Annotated in this window: 15 protein-coding genes; 8 read left to right on the top strand and 7 right to left on the bottom strand. The window is 38.1% G+C overall.

Annotated elements, in window-relative coordinates; all coding sequences use genetic code 11:
* Window positions 1-81 precede the first annotated feature (81 nt).
* From ligA to J580_RS11615, 3 genes are all read left to right on the top strand, one after another.
* The gene (gene ligA / locus J580_RS11625; protein ID WP_032004272.1) at window positions 82-2,121 is read left to right on the top strand and encodes an NAD-dependent DNA ligase LigA; all 2,040 of its coding nucleotides are present in this window, start codon (window positions 82-84) and stop codon (window positions 2,119-2,121) included.
* Window positions 2,122-2,373: 252 nt separating this feature from the next.
* Complete coding sequence (gene ftn, locus J580_RS11620; RefSeq protein WP_001214863.1) at window positions 2,374-2,838, top strand: heteropolymeric bacterioferritin subunit Ftn; 465 nt, start codon at window positions 2,374-2,376, stop codon at window positions 2,836-2,838.
* Between the two features lie 288 nt (window positions 2,839-3,126).
* Window positions 3,127-4,320, top strand: coding sequence for an MFS transporter (locus tag J580_RS11615; protein WP_081403635.1), 1,194 nt, complete (start codon window positions 3,127-3,129; stop codon window positions 4,318-4,320).
* Window positions 4,321-4,389: 69 nt separating this feature from the next.
* Here J580_RS11615 and J580_RS11610 read toward each other — a convergent pair whose 3' ends face one another.
* Both J580_RS11610 and otsB read right to left on the bottom strand, forming a co-directional pair.
* Window positions 4,390-5,823 (bottom strand): alpha,alpha-trehalose-phosphate synthase (UDP-forming), encoded by a 1,434-nt coding sequence (locus tag J580_RS11610; RefSeq protein WP_017399789.1) that lies wholly within the window; start codon window positions 5,821-5,823, stop codon window positions 4,390-4,392.
* A complete protein-coding gene (otsB, locus tag J580_RS11605) occupies window positions 5,811-6,662 on the bottom strand; it encodes a trehalose-phosphatase (RefSeq protein WP_032004269.1) in 852 nt (283 codons plus the stop codon). Before otsB ends, J580_RS11610 begins: the two co-directional genes overlap by 13 nt.
* A gap of 356 nt (window positions 6,663-7,018) precedes the next feature.
* Here otsB and J580_RS11600 point away from each other — a divergent pair, with 356 nt between their 5' ends.
* The 5 genes from J580_RS11600 to bioD all read left to right on the top strand — a co-directional run bounded on the left by J580_RS11600 (window position 7,019) and on the right by bioD (window position 11,674).
* On the top strand, window positions 7,019-7,750 hold the full coding sequence (locus J580_RS11600) for an alpha/beta fold hydrolase (protein WP_032004268.1): 732 nt from the start codon (window positions 7,019-7,021) through the stop codon (window positions 7,748-7,750).
* 93 nt (window positions 7,751-7,843) lie between these two features.
* Window positions 7,844-9,124, top strand: coding sequence for an adenosylmethionine--8-amino-7-oxononanoate transaminase (bioA, locus tag J580_RS11595; RefSeq protein ID WP_032004267.1), 1,281 nt, complete (start codon window positions 7,844-7,846; stop codon window positions 9,122-9,124).
* A gap of 1 nt (window position 9,125) precedes the next feature.
* Window positions 9,126-10,283, top strand: coding sequence for an 8-amino-7-oxononanoate synthase (locus J580_RS11590; protein ID WP_032004266.1), 1,158 nt, complete (start codon window positions 9,126-9,128; stop codon window positions 10,281-10,283).
* The gene (gene bioC, locus J580_RS11585) at window positions 10,280-11,029 is read left to right on the top strand and encodes a malonyl-ACP O-methyltransferase BioC (protein WP_032004265.1); all 750 of its coding nucleotides are present in this window, start codon (window positions 10,280-10,282) and stop codon (window positions 11,027-11,029) included. Before J580_RS11590 ends, bioC begins: the two co-directional genes overlap by 4 nt.
* A complete protein-coding gene (gene bioD, locus J580_RS11580; protein ID WP_032004264.1) occupies window positions 11,030-11,674 on the top strand; it encodes a dethiobiotin synthase in 645 nt (214 codons plus the stop codon).
* 60 nt (window positions 11,675-11,734) lie between these two features.
* On the opposite strand, the gene rluB is transcribed toward bioD, so the two are convergent.
* From rluB to J580_RS11555, 5 genes are all read right to left on the bottom strand, one after another.
* Window positions 11,735-12,658, bottom strand: coding sequence for a 23S rRNA pseudouridine(2605) synthase RluB (gene rluB, locus J580_RS11575; protein ID WP_002120431.1), 924 nt, complete (start codon window positions 12,656-12,658; stop codon window positions 11,735-11,737).
* A gap of 41 nt (window positions 12,659-12,699) precedes the next feature.
* Window positions 12,700-13,296 carry an SMC-Scp complex subunit ScpB gene (gene scpB, locus J580_RS11570; RefSeq protein ID WP_002120355.1) on the bottom strand — a complete coding sequence of 199 codons (597 nt, stop codon included), beginning with the start codon at window positions 13,294-13,296 and terminating at the stop codon, window positions 12,700-12,702.
* On the bottom strand, window positions 13,293-14,084 hold the full coding sequence (locus J580_RS11565; protein WP_017387236.1) for a segregation and condensation protein A: 792 nt from the start codon (window positions 14,082-14,084) through the stop codon (window positions 13,293-13,295). The genes scpB and J580_RS11565 overlap by 4 nt, the downstream gene beginning before the upstream one ends.
* Window positions 14,085-14,307: 223 nt before the next feature.
* Window positions 14,308-14,925: an L-threonylcarbamoyladenylate synthase gene (locus J580_RS11560; RefSeq protein ID WP_002120255.1), complete on the bottom strand. Its 618-nt coding sequence runs from the start codon at window positions 14,923-14,925 to the stop codon at window positions 14,308-14,310.
* 90 nt (window positions 14,926-15,015) lie between these two features.
* Window positions 15,016-15,678, bottom strand: a complete 663-nt coding sequence (locus tag J580_RS11555) for an elongation factor P hydroxylase (protein WP_002120452.1) — start codon at window positions 15,676-15,678, stop codon at window positions 15,016-15,018.
* Between the last annotated feature and the right edge of the window lie 55 nt (window positions 15,679-15,733).

Below are 15,733 nucleotides of genomic sequence, written 5' to 3'. Positions count from 1 at the left end.
CGTTCGTTGCGATAATTGCAACATATCTAGTCGCAGCTCAGGGTGGAGAAATTTCCACCCTTTTTTATGGTGAATAACATAATGGCAACAACTTCCGTGATCGAACAGATGCGTCAGCTTATTCAACTGATTGCAAAGCATAACCATGCCTACTATGTCATGGATCAGCCGACAATCTCGGACAGTGAATATGATCATTTATTTCACCAGTTAAAAGCTTTAGAAGAGCAATATCCTGATCTTGTTCAATCAGATTCACCAACTACAAAAGTAGGTGGACAAGCACTCTCTAAATTTCAAAGTGTGACTCATGTAGTTCCGATGCTTTCTTTGGGGAACGTTTTTAATCAGGAAGACTTGTTTGCATTTGCACGTCGTGTTGAAGAGCGTTTGCCTAATCAAAAAGTACAATACGAAGTCGAACTAAAACTTGATGGTCTTGCGATTTCTCTTTGGTATGAAAATGGTGTCTTAATACGTGGCGTTACACGTGGTGATGGAGAAACTGGGGAAGACATTACCCAGAACGTTAAAACGATTCGTAATTTGCCTAAAGTGTTACATTCAGATCACTTTGAAATTCCACGTTTGCTGGAAGTTCGTGGTGAAGTACTTATGCCAAAGTCTGGTTTTGAAAAACTCAATGCTGAACAGGAAGCCAAAGGCGATAAAACATTTGCGAACCCGCGTAATGCAGCAGCTGGTAGTTTAAGACAACTCGATCCTAATATTGCTGCGGCTCGACCTTTAGCATTTTATGCTTACGGTATTGCTCAATGTGAACCTAATCATGGCTTAGCTACCATGCATGACAGCCTGCAATGGCTTACAAAACTTGGATTTGAAATTGCTGAACGTCAATATCTGTGTAATTCAATTCAAGAAGTACAGCAACGTTATGAGCAAATTCAGCAAGAACGTTCAGATTTACAAGTCGAAATTGATGGGATGGTTGTAAAGGTTGATGACTTAAGACAGCAGCAACAACTTGGTTTTTTAAGTCGTGAACCGCGTTGGGCAACTGCTTATAAATTCCCTGCACAAGCTGCATTAACTACAGTTGATCAGATTGATTGGCAAGTAGGGCGTACAGGTACTTTGACTCCAGTAGCGCGTTTAAACCCTGTATTTGTAGGGGGAGTTACGGTTTCCAATGTAACTTTACACAACATTGGTGAAATCCATCGTCTTGATGTACGTGTTGGTGACACGGTGAGTGTTTATCGTACAGGCGATGTTATTCCTAAAGTAGAAAAAGTTTGGCCAGAGTTCCGTCCTGTTGATGCCGAAGTTGTACATTTACCTGAAAACTGTCCTGTTTGTGCCTCACCAGTAGTAATGCCTGAAGGGGAAGCTTTAGCGCGTTGTTCTGGTGGACTGTACTGTGCTGCACAGCGTATTGAAGCGATTCGTCACTTCGTATCACGTAAAGCTCTAGATATTGAAGGTCTAGGCGATCGTTGGGTAGAGTCTTTATTACACCTCGATTTGCTCAAAGATGTTGCCGATATTTACCATTTGCACGAACACCGAGAAACTTTACTCGGGATTGAAAAAATGGGCGAAAAATCGGTACAAAATCTGATTGATGCGATTGAAGCTAGTAAAAAGACAACGCTTGCGCGTTTTATTTATGCTTTAGGAATTCGTGGGGTAGGTGAAACAACAGCTAGAATGTTAGCCAATACTTTCCAAACTTTGGAAGCGCTTAAAGCTGCTGATGTTGAAGCTTTAAAGAAAACACCAGATGTTGGCGATATTACTGCAGAATGGATTGCTGACTTTTTCTTGGCGCCGCACAACATTGAAGTGCTTGATCGCTTAATTGCAGCAGGAATTCATTGGGATGCACCGACTGCACCAACACGCCAGCCATTAAATGGCGAAAGCTGGGTGTTAACAGGCACTTTAGAGCAAATGACCCGTGATCAGGCAACTCAAATGCTACAAGCATTAGGTGCGCGTGTAAGCGGTAGTGTATCGAGTAAAACCAAATGTGTTGTTGCGGGCGAGAAGGCTGGTTCGAAATTAGAAAAAGCAGCAAAACTAGGTATTGCTGTTATGAATGAGACTGATTTCTTATCACTTATGGCAAGCTACGGGCAGACTTTAAGCGAATAGATCTACCGAAATAAGAACTATTGATTTTAGTTACAAATTTATAAATTGATGGTTTGAGCCATATTTTAACGCTTGTCTGGACTTATAAATTGGACAAGCGTTTCTTTTTGCAGAGGAAATTTAAATAACTTAAACTGCAAATGCGTATGTTTCTCATTTTAATTTGATAAAAATCATAAACTTAACCATTTTTTGTTTTGCAATCACTTTTAAGATTGCCCATAATAGTTCTCATACGATAGGAGATTTATTATGCGTGGCAATCCAGAAGTCATAGACTATTTAAATATGCTCATTGGCGGAGAATTGGCTGCCCGTGATCAATATCTAATCCATTCTCGTATGTATGAAGATTGGGGTTTAAATAAAATTTATGAACGTATTGATCATGAGATGCAAGAAGAAGCTTCTCATGCTGATGCGATCATTCGCCGTGTATTGTTTTTAGGTGCTAAACCAAACATGCACCGTGAAGATATCAATGTTGGTACAGACGTTGTATCTTGTTTAAAAGCTGATTTGGCGCTTGAATATCATGTTCGTGAAAAGTTAGCGACAGGTATCAAACTTTGCGAAGAGAAGGGCGATTACATTAGCCGTGATATGTTGCGTCAACAATTATCAGATACTGAAGAAGACCATACATACTGGTTAGAAAAGCAATTACGTTTAATTGAGTTGATTGGCTTGCAAAACTATATTCAATCTCAAATTTAATAAAAAACCCAGCTAAGGCTGGGTTTTTTATTGGCTCATTTTAATAAAATGAAGTCTTAACTTAGATGTTGTTTTTGTCAAATTGAACATATTCAAAGCCTTACTATATAAGGCTTTGGCAGTTACAAAAAAGTCAGAAAAATTGTATCGCACCCCCTGTTTTTTTTATGAAATTGTTTATAATTTCGCCAATAAAACCCTTGCCTAGAAATTTAATGAGGCAAGGGTTTTTCTATGGAAAATCGGTTGGTATGGATCGCCAATGATTTTATGGTGAGTTCGCGAAATATGTTATTTACCAAACCTGCTGTTCTAGATACAGCTACTCTCCTAAGCACACAGCGTCTTGCAACACGACTAAGCTTTTTTAGCTTAGGTTTTGCGACTGCAGCTTGGGCACCTCTTATTCCTTTTGCACAGCAACGTTTAAACCTAAATCATGCCGATTTTGGTTTACTTTTGCTGTGTATGGGTATCGGGTCAATGATTGCTATGCCTGCGACTGGTGCTTTAGTAAAGCGCTGGGGATGTCGTCCGTTAATTGCTTTGGCATTGATGTTGTTAATGGTTTTATTGCCTAGCCTTACGATGTGGAGCAGCATTGTGACGATGGCCGTAGCATTGTTTATTTTTGGATCGGCAGCAGGATGTCTTGGAGTAGCTATCAATTTACAAGCAGTAGTTGTTGAAAAACATAGTGTGAGAGCTCTTATGTCTAGCTTCCATGGAATGTGCAGTCTTGGTGGCTTAACAGGCGCTATGCTTGTGACAGCATTATTGGCAGTAGGTCTTTCACCCTTAATGAGTACTTTATCAGTCGTTATGATTTTGCTTGTTATTGGTGGTGTTGCGATTCCATCTTGTTTAACGTCTTTTGAACAGGATGAAAAGCAACATGAAGATACCACTCAAGCGCCCAAAAAACTTTATCGTCCTGATGGCATTATTCTGCTTATTGGTGTGATGTGTTTTATCGCCTTTTTATCAGAAGGTGCAGCAATGGACTGGGGTGGTATTTATTTAACAAGTAAATATCAGCTTAATCCTGCTTTTGCTGGTTTAGCTTACACTTTTTTTGCGCTTAGCATGACGACTGGTCGTTTTGCAGGTCATATCTTGCTTAAGCAATGGGGTGAAAAAAATATTGTGACTTATAGTGCAATTGGAGCCGCTATTGGTATGGCTATTATTGTAACGGCACCAGTGTGGCAAGTGGTTGTATTGGGTTATGCACTGTTAGGATTAGGCTGTTCTAATATTGTACCAGTGATGTTTTCTCGTGTTGGTCGACAAAACAATATGCCTAAAGCAGCAGCACTTTCTTTAGTATCAACAATTGCCTATACAGGTTCATTAAGTGGACCAGCTTTAATCGGTTTAATTGGGGAATGGACTGGTTTAAGTACGGTTTTAACAGGCGTCGCTGTATTACTATTTATTATTGCTTTACTTAACCGCTTTACATTAGTAAAGACAAATTAATTTATAAATAATAATCACCAAATAGCGAACATCGAGAAATTAAATTTCTCGATGTTCTTTTATTTAGATTTATAAAACCTGATAAATAGATTGATAATTATCTTGTAATAATCGCTGAGGCTTCATTAGTAAAGTTGGTGTCTTTTCTAAATCATCTAAGAAATTATTTCGCCAATGGGTAAGATCAGATGATGTTAATCCCTCTATCAATTGTTGATAACGATTAATACGCTCAGCTTTAGACATTTCTAAAGCCATTTTTAAAGCATCCATCATTGCCGCTCTATCTTGTGGGTCAACAATCAAGGCTTGAGACATCTGCTCAGCAGCACCAGCATATTTAGATAAAATGAGCACACCTGGATTTTCAGGGTCTTGTGCCGCAATATATTCTTTAGCCACTAGATTCATCCCATCACGTAGTGAACTGATCCAGCAAATATCTGAATGACGATAAATGTGCATGAGATTATGGTGCTGTACCGTGTCATAGCAGCAATCTACAGGTCTCCAGTCTTCATGCGCAAACTCTTCGTTAATTAACTCCAGCTTGGTTTTAAAACGTTGATATAAGCGTTGATAAGCTGGAATATCGGTACGAGAAGGGATCGCCACTTGAAGATGTCGAACTAAGCCATGATATTCAGGGCTGGTTTCCAAAAAGGTTGCAAATGCATTAAATCTTTCAAGTAAACCTTTTGAATAATCAATACGATCAACTCCAATAATAGTTTTTTGACGTGGTATTTCTTCAAAATTAAACACCGAAGAGGTCGCCAAATCTTGTTGGGCTTGCTTTTGTATAAGTTCTGGTTGAACGCCAATTGGGTACGATTTAATTAATATTTGACGTTTTTTATAGCTAATACTGTTGCTTTGAATTTTTTGAGCTTCGAGTAAATTCAGGCAAGTCTGCATGCAGGCATTTTGGTCAATCTGAGTTTGTAAGCCAATAACATCATATTGGCTCAAGTCTTGAATTAACTCACGGGCTACCGGAATTTTGTGCCAGATATTCAGACTGGCAAAAGGAATATGTAAGAAGAAACCAATTTTGTTTTGCATGCCTAATTCACGGCAATAACGAGCAACACTAAAAAAGTGGTAATCGTGCACCCAAATAAGATCTTCAGGCTGAGCAAGCTCTTTTAGCTTTTGAGCAAATAAGCGATTAACCTTTTGATAGGTATTGTACTCTTCTGCATCATATTCAATCAGATCATCTCTGCCATGCATTGCTGGCCACAAAACTTTGTTAGCAAAACCACAATAATATTGGGCATATTGCTGATGAGTGAGGGGGCAGGTAATGTAGTCAATTCCTTGAGAATAAGCCTGCTCAAACTCTGGCGCTTCGCTATCGGTAATTTGCTGCCCATTCCAGCCTAACCAGATGCCGTTACTATCATTTAGTGCATCTTGTACAGCTACAGCAAGACCACCTGCTGAAGCTTTACCCGATGGCATACTTATTCTGTTCGATAATACGATTAATTTAGACATAATTTTTCTCCATTCTGATTTTGGCTATTTTTGACATATAAGCTTTTTATTTTGTTTTGAAATAAAAGAAGAAAAGCCGAGACACTATCAATATCTTTTAATCTATATTTAGCTTGTGTTTCACCCGGGCCTACTTTAATACTCAGGCCAGATTGCTGATTAATGTAAGTGAAACCAACTTCATCTGTTAAATCATCACCTATAAAAATAGGTAATACAGTAGGTAAATCAAGATGATTTAATATAGTTTTAATTGCTCTACCTTTATCAGCTTGTTTTGGAATTAATTCAACAACAAATTTTCCTCTATTTATTTTTAATTGAGGATAATTGAGATTAATTTTCTGCATAATATTAATGGCATTATTTTCTAAATTAGGATTTTTACGATAATGTAAGGCAATAGAATATCCTTTGTCCTCAACTAATAATTCAGGATATTTATCACAATTTTTGGTAATATCTTGTTTTAAATTTTTGAAATTAATACTGCTTAAATCTGGTCGAATATAATTTCCTGAATCAAAATAAATATCTAAACCATGTAAACCAGCAATTGGAACTTCAATAGGATGCAGTAGTTTGCTTGCTGTATCTACATCACGACCTGTTACAGCAATAACAGGTATATTTAATTTAGTAATTTTTTTTATAACGTCTAATGTAGTTTGTGGAATAAAGCTATGCTCAGGGTTAATTTGAAAGGGTGCGAGTGTGCCATCAATATCCAAAAATAAGCAGTAATTTTTATCTAAAGATAAGTTGTTTATAATATCATTGGGTGTAACAAAAGATGTATTTTTTTCTCTCCCATCAGATATTGTGCTTTGACTGTTCATATTAGCCTTCCTAATACTTTTTGATCAATAATTAATCTTCTAGCATTAAAATGAATTGGTGAGTCATTTTTTTTAATAAAAAAACATAAGTATTAACATTAATTACATTGCATAATGGATTTATAGGCGAAGTGTGGAGTATGTTGTTTTTTGATTGGCTTCAATGTTTAGATAATTAAATTTTTGTATATTTACTATGAATAATGCGGGTCTTACTTATCAATATATTTCAGAATATTAACTCATTATAAATGCTTAATTTTATGCTCTAAAATTTACCATTTATATTGATTTTAAAAGATATTTTAAATCGATATTATTATATAATCTTTATAAAATCGGCTTTGGACAGGCATATGAAGTTACAAAATAAAATTTTATTAATTACAGGTTGGGGAGTAGGAGTGGAGCCTTTGCAGTCCCTTAAATTGCAATTGGAAAAAGCTGGCTATCAAACACAACTTATTAATATTTTTAATATTTTAGATGGTAAGTATCGTGCCCAGCTTGATTTAGTTGCTGAGGTTGATGTAGTAATAGGTTGGTCTTTAGGTGGACAGTTAGCAACTCAATTGGTTAATACTTTTTATGAACAAACAGGGCAAACTAAAACTTTAATTACGCTCGCTTCAAATCCTTGTTTTGTTACCAACGATAATTGGCAGACTGCTATGCCTGCTGATGTGTTTAGTCAATTTAAGACTTCTTTTTTACAAACCCCGAAAGCCACTTTAAAGCGTTTTTATTATTTAATTACACTCGGTTCCTCTCAGGCTAAACAAGATTGGATAAGCATGCAAAACATAGTAAATCCGCCTTCAAGTGAATTGCTATCAGAAGGTTTGCAAATGCTTGAGCAACTAAATTTGGTAAATAACTTAAAAAACTATCTAGGTCCGCAGCTTCATGTGTTTGCCGAGCAAGATAATGTCATTCCTTGCAAAATTAGTGAAAATTTCAAGGATATCGCGACAGAAAACATGAGTTATAAAGTATTAGAAGGCGCTACCCATGCTTTTCCATACCTAGAAGTAGATCGAACAATTGAAGAAATCTGCCAATTTTTAACAATTCATCAGCAAAGTTAATAAGCTTTGGTTGATCTCGCAATTTTCTTTCATTCTTAACAGGTTTAACATGTGCTAAATGAAAGATTTAATTGCTGTAAAAGGGTATAGAGGATGACCGATAATTTTGATTTGGAACATATTTGGCATCCATATACCTCAATGACCCAACCTTTACCAACGTTTAAAGTTAAACGTGCCTATGGGGCAAAGATTGAACTAGATGATGGTAAGACTTTAATTGATGGTATGTCGTCATGGTGGTGTGCAATTCACGGCTATAACCACCCTGAACTCAATCAGGCAGTGACAGATCAATTACAGAACATGTCGCATATCATGTTTGGTGGTTTAACTCATGATCCTGCCATTGAACTTGGAAAAATTCTTTTAAAAATTACTCCACCGAGTCTCGATAAAATTTTCTATGCAGATTCAGGTTCGGTTGCTGTTGAAGTTGCTTTAAAAATGGCTGTGCAATTCTGGACAGCACAAGGCCAACCACAAAAAACAAATTTTATTACTACACGTTCTGGTTATCACGGTGATACATGGAATGCGATGTCGGTCTGTGATCCAGTGACAGGCATGCATCAAATTTTTGGTACAAGTTTACCGAACCGTCTTTTTGTAGCAGCACCGCAAACCAAATTTCATGAAGAGTGGAACCAAGAAGATATTGCCGAGCTAGAGCAAGCTATTCAGCAAAATCATGAAAACCTTGCTGCACTCATTATCGAACCAATTGTTCAAGGTGCCGGGGGGATGCGTTTTTATCATCCTGAATATTTACGTCAGGCGAAAGCACTTTGTGAACAATATAATCTGTTATTAATTTTTGATGAAATTGCGACTGGTTTTGGTCGCACGGGTAAGCTTTTTGCTTGGGAGCATGCACAAGTTGAGCCAGATATTATGTGCATAGGTAAAGGGCTAACAGGCGGCTACATGACGTTATCTGCTACCTTAACGACAAAGCATGTTGCAGAAACCATTAGTCGCGGTGAGGCTGGGGTGTTTATGCACGGCCCAACCTTTATGGCCAATCCACTTGCTTGCGCGGTCGCTTTAAAAAGTGCTCAATTATTAATTGAGCAAGATTGGCAGGCTAATATTGAGCGAATTGAACAACAGCTTGGCCAATATTTAAAGCCTTTAAGTCAGCTTGATTATGTTGTCGATGTGCGAGTGCTGGGTGCAATTGGTGTAGTAGAACTCACCTTTAATGTTGATATGAAAACTTTACAGCAACAATTTGTAGACCGCGGAATCTGGATCCGTCCTTTTGGAAAATTGGTTTATGTGATGCCACCGTATGTCATCACGCATCAAGAGTTAAGCGATTTGCTCGAACAATTAGTTGAAGTTGTTCAAACGATGCAGGGAGCGAATTAAGATGTCTTTACTCGATCATTTTTCTACCGAATTAGATGAGTTAAAGCAACAAGGTAACTTTAGACAATTTACCCAAAATGTGCAGCACGGACGTTTTATTATGATCCAAAATAAAACGATGCTCAACTTAGCTTCAAATGATTATCTTGGGTTGGCTGCTGATATCAATCTTCGTCAAGAGTTTTTAGATAGCTTTCCAATCGAGCGTAGCTATTTTAGTTCATCATCTTCACGTCTATTAACGGGCAATTTTGATGAATATGAACAATTAGAAAATAGCCTAAGCCAAGCATTTGGTGGTCGTGCGGCACTATTATTTAATAGTGGCTACCATATGAATATTGGTATTTTGCCAGCTGTTGCTAATAGTAAAACTTTAATATTGGCGGATAAGTTAGTTCATGCCAGTATGATTGACGGTATACGTTTGTCTGGTGCTCAGTATGTGCGTTATCGACATAACGATTTACAACACTTGGAACAACTCCTCCAAAAATATCATGAGGATGACAAGATTGAACGAATCATTGTGGTCACAGAAAGTATTTTTAGTATGGACGGTGATGAGACGGATTTAGCCGCTTTAGTTCAGCTAAAAAAACGGTTTGCTAAAACTATGTTATATGTTGATGAAGCGCATTCAATTGGCGTTCGTGGTCAGCAAGGCTTAGGATGTGCTGAACAATATAATGTGATTCAGGAAATTGATTTTCTGGTCGGTACATTAGGCAAAGCATTAGCAGCAGTCGGTGGTTACATTATTTGTGATCCAATTATTAAAGATTATCTCATTAATAAAATGCGCCCACTTATTTTTAGTACTGCACAGCCTCCGATTGTTATGGCATGGGCAAACTTTGTTTTTCAAAAAGTATTAATCGCTCAATCTCAGCGTGAACATTTAAAAAGTATTAGCCAATATCTTCAACAAGCTGTTGTGCAAAAGGGCTACGATAGCCCATCGACCAGTCATATTATTCCAGTCATTGTTGGAGAAAGTCAGGCTGCGATCGATAAAGCGAAATACGTTCAGGAAAGTGGTTTCTATGCTATGCCTGTACGTCCACCAACAGTACCTAAAAACAGTTCACGTTTGCGTATTTCTTTAACGTCAATGGTGCAGCAACATGAACTTGAAGAATTGGTGAGTTTTCTGTGAGTTTGAATAAAAACTTGGTTGCCCAGCGTTTTGCCAAAGCAGGGCAAAGCTATTCAGAACATGCAATTGTTCAAAAACAGATTTGCCAAAATTTAAAAGGTTTAGTTCAGCAGTTCTGCCCACGTAAGATGTCGCGTGTCTTTGAAATTGGTTGTGGTTCTGGCAATTTAACTCATCTTCTTACTGCATCTTTTCAGTTTGAAGAGTTAATTTTGAATGATCTATATGCAGATATGCAGCAACACTTTAGTCATCAAGAAAATTTAAAATGGTTGATTGGGGATGTTGAAACTTTAGATTTTCCCCAGCAGCTCGATATGATTGTTTCAGGTTCAGCTTTACAGTGGATGCAAGATTTACCGCGCTTGCTCGAACGTTGTAATGATGCTTTAGTCGATCAAGGTTGGTTATGCTTTTCAACATTTGGCTATAAAAACTTATTAGAGATTAAAGAATTAACAGGACAGGGTTTAAGTTATTGGTCAGTTGAAAATTGGAATAGGGCCTTAACTCAGGCTGGTTTTGAGGTTTTGCATTTGTCAGAGTCAGAAACTCAACTCTATTTCGATTCGCCTAAAGCTGTTTTGCAGCATTTAAAGGCAACAGGGGTCACAGCAACGGCGCAGCATCGTTGGACTAAGCAAACTTTACAACAGTTTTATCAAGATTATGATCGGTTTAAGTATGCCGAAGGATATTCCCTAACATATCATCCGATTTATTGTATTGCCCGGAGAATGAAGTAAATGAGTGGCCAGATCTATTTTGTGAGTGGGATTGATACCGAAATTGGTAAAACTTACGCAACAGGCTTCTTAGCAAAATTATGGACTGAGCAGGGTAAAAAAGTGATTACCCAAAAACTCATTCAAACAGGTAACGCTGATATTTCTGAGGATATTGAAAAGCATCGTGAAATTATGGGTCAGGGCTGGTTTCAAGAAGATCATGACAAGCTAACCATGCCTGAAATCTTCAGTTATCCTGCTTCACCTCATCTTGCAACACGTCTTGATAACCGAGAAATTGATTTTCAAAAAATTGAAGATGCGACCCAAACATTGGCGGAGCGTTTTGAAATCGTATTGTTGGAAGGTGCTGGTGGCTTAATGGTGCCATTAACCACCAGTCTGCTTACCATTGATTATGTCGCTCAGCATCAGTTTCCTGTTATTTTAGTAACATCGGGCCGTTTAGGAAGTATTAACCATACTTTGCTTAGTCTTGAAGCACTTAAGTCTCGTGGGTTGAAGTTGCATGCCTTGGTTTATAATCTAAAAGATGAATCAAAAGATCCATTAATTTCTCAAGATACTTCAAATTTTTTGAAAGATTATTTAGCTATTCATTTCCCCGAAGCTGAATGGATTGAACTGGCAAAAATGAATTAAGTCAAAAGGCTATAAAAAAACCGCTCTAATTTGAGCGGTTTTTTACATCTTTTTAATATCTTAGAATTTCTTCGAACCGCGGTTAAAACCAGTCGATTTACGTTGATTCCCTGTGTTAACAGGAGCTTCTTTTTCATCATCACGACGTTGTTGACGTAAGTATCCGCCACGACGTGCTGCCATTGGTTTTTCAGTCATACGATCAGTACGACGTTTTGCCATACCAAATAAACCTGTACCTTGACGTGGTTTTAACTCAACCGATTTGGCTAAGTTGTCGATGTCAGTTTTGTCGAGTTCCATCCAGCGACCAGTACGTAGTTCGCGCGGTAAAATAACTGTACCGTAGCGTGTACGTAATAAACGGCTTACTTTAAGATCTTGCGATTCAAAAATACGACGTACTTCGCGGTTACGACCTTCTTTTACTACAACTTGGTACCAGCGGTTAATACCTTCACCACCAATTTCAGAGAATGATTCGAATTTGGCAGGGCCATCTTCGAGCTCTACTCCGTTGACCATGTTTTGGCGTAGTTTTGGCGTTACTTCACCCATTACTCGAACAGCGTATTCACGTTCGATTTCATTAGATGGGTGCATTAAGCGGTTAGCAAGTTCACCATCATTTGTGAATAGTAATAAACCCGTACTGTTAATATCCAGACGACCTACCATTACCCAGCGGTCATTGGCAATTTGTGGTAAATGATCAAATACAGTTGGGCGTTTTTCAGGATCATTACGTGAACAGATTTCACCCTCAGGTTTATAATAAATCAGTACGCGACGACGAATTTCGTCTTCAATCTGAAACTGAACTTTACGGCCATCAATGCGTAATTCATCGCCTGGTTCAATGCGCTCACCCACTTGGGCAACACGACCGTTTACACTCACGCGTCCTGCGGCAATAACCTCTTCCATATATCGGCGGGAACCTAATCCGATTCGCGCTAATACTTTTTGCAATTTTTCACTCATGACAGCACAACCTTAGACATAATGATCAACAGTCCACCTCTTTATGATTTCGGTGCATTTGCATCGAGAGCCATAAAGGCTTCCTTGGCGTTCTGTAGGGGAGGCAATTGGCCTAGAGAGGCTAGACCAAAAGCATTCAGAAACTGAGGCGTTGTAATTAGCAACGCAGGTCTTCCGGGTAAATCTCTAAAACCGGCTTCTTTAATCCAGTTCCAGTCAAATAGTGTTCTAAGAATCTGACTATTATTAGATACACCACGAATTTGTTCAATATCAGCTCGGGTAACCGGTTGATGATAAGCAATGACAGCCAGGGTTTCTAGTAATGAAGGCGACAGTTTTGTTGGTCGCTCTGGCCAAATTTGCGCAATAATACTACGATATTTAGATCTTACCTGAAAGCGAAACCCTTGTGCTGTTTCAATCAGCTCAATAGACCGACCATGTTGTAATAGCGCGAGCTGTTGCAAAAGCTGACGAAGCTGTTGTTTATTATATTGATTGTTAAATGCTTCTTTTAAGCGGGCAATTGAAACAGGCGCTTCACTGGCAAAGATAATTGCTTCAAGTTGTAATAAGACTTCATGATGTATGTCAGCTAATGACAAATCACTATTATTTTGTTCAAAACTACTCATATTGAAGATCCTTGAATTGCTAACGGGGCTTCAATACCAGTGGCAATAATTTTAATTTTCTGTTGGCGAGTCAATTCTAAAACTGCCATAAATGTAACAACCATTCCCATACGACCTTGCTGGGGATTGAGTAATTCTTTAAAACTTAACACGTCACCAGACTCTAATTTCTCTTCAATATATGCAATACGTTCTTCGAGTAAAACAGGTTCTTGAGCGACAACATGGGTAATAGGTTCGGGGCGATTAAATACACAGAACAACGCATCATGTAGCGCTGAGATATCGTAACCTTCATAAACAGGAGAGATATGTCCCAAGCTTACATTGGCACTAAATGTATCGCGTTCAAGAATTGGCATTTGACCTAAACGCTCAGCTGCTTGCTTAATGCGTAGATAGGTTTCAAGACGATCAATAAGCTCCTGCTTAGGGTCTTTTTCAATGCTTATAATTGTAGGTTTTGGTAGAAGTAGGCGAGATTTTAGGTCAGCTAATAGAGCAGCCATCACCATATAATCTGCTGTCAACTCGATATTTAAAGACTTCATACTATCCATATAGGCTAAATATTGAGTCGCTATAGGAGCAATATCGAGTTGAATTAAATCGAAGCCATTTTTCTGAATCAGATAAATTAAAAAATCTAATGGACCTTCAAACCGCTCGAGCAAAATCTCAAATGCAGCTGGAGGTATATAGAGATCTTCTGGAATTTTGTCATGCCACTCATCTAAAACACGGATGTGTGGAGCGTCTTCCATGGATTGATGAAGTGATTGATTCATTACGATTATAAGCCACGCGAATTTTCAAAAGCATGAGACTTGTTATTCAAGTCCTAGACAGCTGTAAGTAGAAGAACAGCAGATAGTGAAAATCATTCTAAATGAATTGTGTCTTTTAATAAATTACTTAACGACTAAAGTGTAAAAAAAATCCAAAATAAATAAAGAGTATTTTTTTGAGTGATAATACTTTTTTTTAAACTATTGGTAAAAAAGTAAGTGCTTATTCAAAAGCACTTACATCGCCAACACCACGGCGGATAATTTCAGGATGTTCGCCCGATAAATCAACAATACTTGTACTTGTTAAGGTACCAAAACCTCCGTCAATAAATACATCAATTCGTTTATCTAACTGATTTTCAATATCGTAAGGATCATCTAGGGGGTCTTCTTGGCCTGGTAAAATTAATGTACTGGTGAGTAGGGGCTCGCCAAGTTCTTGTAATAAAGCCTGACAAATCGGGTTACTCGGAATACGTAAGCCAATTGTTTTCTTCTTAGGGTGCATCAATCTACGAGGAACTTCACTTGTTGCAGGTAAAATGAACGTAGTAATAGCTGGTGTATTCGCTTTCAATAAACGATATGTCGCATTATCAACTTTTGCATAAGTTGCAATATCAGATAAGTCACAGCACATAATGGCATATTGATGTTTAGGCCCTAAGCCACGAATCTGTGCAATACGTTCCATGGCATTTTTATTACCGATTTGACAGCCAATCGCATAGGCAGCATCGGTAGGGTAGACCACAACATCTCCTGCTCGGATACGTTCAACCGCTTGGGCAATGAGGCGTTGCTGTGGATTTTCAGGATGTACATGTAAATGCATCATATTTTAGAGACTCCATCACGCCAGTGTTAAAAATAATTATTAGGCTTTTTAAATGGCCTAGGCAAGCAATTAACGTAGCTTTTTTGTCAATTAATCAAGGAGTTCACGTTTAAATTCATTTAATTGTAAAGGTGTACCCGAACGTGTACATTGGCAAATAAAACCAATAAATGCTGCTGCATCACGTGGCAACTTAGCTTCACCCGAAAAGTAACGTTGCACTTGAGCATAAACGTTATCTTTAAATAGTTTGCCATCACCGCTATCACCTGTAAGGTTATCGAGTGAAACTCTAAATTTTCGGCCAAAAGATTGCGCAAATAACCATTCAATTGCTTGTGGCTTAATTTCTACTTGTTCAAATAAACTTTGCTGTTCTTGGGTGCGACCATCAGGTGCATACCAATAACCTAAATCTGGTAATAGACGTCTTTTTTCACCTGCAATAGACCAGTGACTAATTTCATGCAAAGCACTATTAAAGAAACCGTGAGCAAATTGGATCTTGGCTGGTTCTTTATTTGTCGCTGGAAAATATTCAGGTTCAAAATCACCACGAACTAATGTCACATTATGGTGGGAAAACCAGTGATTAAAGTGTAAAATAAGCCAATCAACTTGCTCAGACTCCGATTTTGAGCTTGACCATGGTGAGAGTTGCACTAGGTCAGGTACAAGAGTGTTCTGATGAGTTGAATGGGTGCAAACGAGTAATGAAGTGTTAACTTCAGGTTGCGGCTGCAACAGGTGCATTGCTTAATTTACCCCGAGTTCTGTCTAAAGAAGTGCAAAATTGTATCTTAATCTT

The organism is Acinetobacter sp. 1542444 (assembly GCF_000581835.1).
Classification (GTDB): Bacteria; Pseudomonadota; Gammaproteobacteria; order Pseudomonadales; family Moraxellaceae; genus Acinetobacter; species Acinetobacter pittii.
This window is presented reverse-complemented; position numbering and strand designations above follow the sequence as displayed.

Bases quoted from the DNA above. Each gene is read 5' to 3' on its own strand.
- scpB (WP_002120355.1), bottom strand. From the start codon at position 13,296: ATGAGTAGTTTTGAACAAAATAATAGTGATTTGTCATTAGCTGACATA.
- rluB (WP_002120431.1), bottom strand. From the start codon at position 12,658: ATGAGTGAAAAATTGCAAAAAGTATTAGCGCGAATCGGATTAGGTTCC.
- otsB (WP_032004269.1), bottom strand. From the start codon at position 6,662: ATGAACAGTCAAAGCACAATATCTGATGGGAGAGAAAAAAATACATCT.
- ftn (WP_001214863.1), top strand. From the start codon at position 2,374: ATGCGTGGCAATCCAGAAGTCATAGACTATTTAAATATGCTCATTGGC.
- bioA (WP_032004267.1), top strand. From the start codon at position 7,844: ATGACCGATAATTTTGATTTGGAACATATTTGGCATCCATATACCTCA.
- J580_RS11610 (WP_017399789.1), bottom strand. From the start codon at position 5,823: ATGTCTAAATTAATCGTATTATCGAACAGAATAAGTATGCCATCGGGT.
- bioD (WP_032004264.1), top strand. From the start codon at position 11,030: ATGAGTGGCCAGATCTATTTTGTGAGTGGGATTGATACCGAAATTGGT.
- J580_RS11600 (WP_032004268.1), top strand. From the start codon at position 7,019: ATGAAGTTACAAAATAAAATTTTATTAATTACAGGTTGGGGAGTAGGA.
- ligA (WP_032004272.1), top strand. From the start codon at position 82: ATGGCAACAACTTCCGTGATCGAACAGATGCGTCAGCTTATTCAACTG.
- J580_RS11565 (WP_017387236.1), bottom strand. From the start codon at position 14,084: ATGAATCAATCACTTCATCAATCCATGGAAGACGCTCCACACATCCGT.
- J580_RS11590 (WP_032004266.1), top strand. From the start codon at position 9,126: ATGTCTTTACTCGATCATTTTTCTACCGAATTAGATGAGTTAAAGCAA.
- J580_RS11615 (WP_081403635.1), top strand. From the start codon at position 3,127: ATGTTATTTACCAAACCTGCTGTTCTAGATACAGCTACTCTCCTAAGC.
- J580_RS11560 (WP_002120255.1), bottom strand. From the start codon at position 14,925: ATGATGCATTTACATGTACATCCTGAAAATCCACAGCAACGCCTCATT.
- J580_RS11555 (WP_002120452.1), bottom strand. From the start codon at position 15,678: ATGCACCTGTTGCAGCCGCAACCTGAAGTTAACACTTCATTACTCGTT.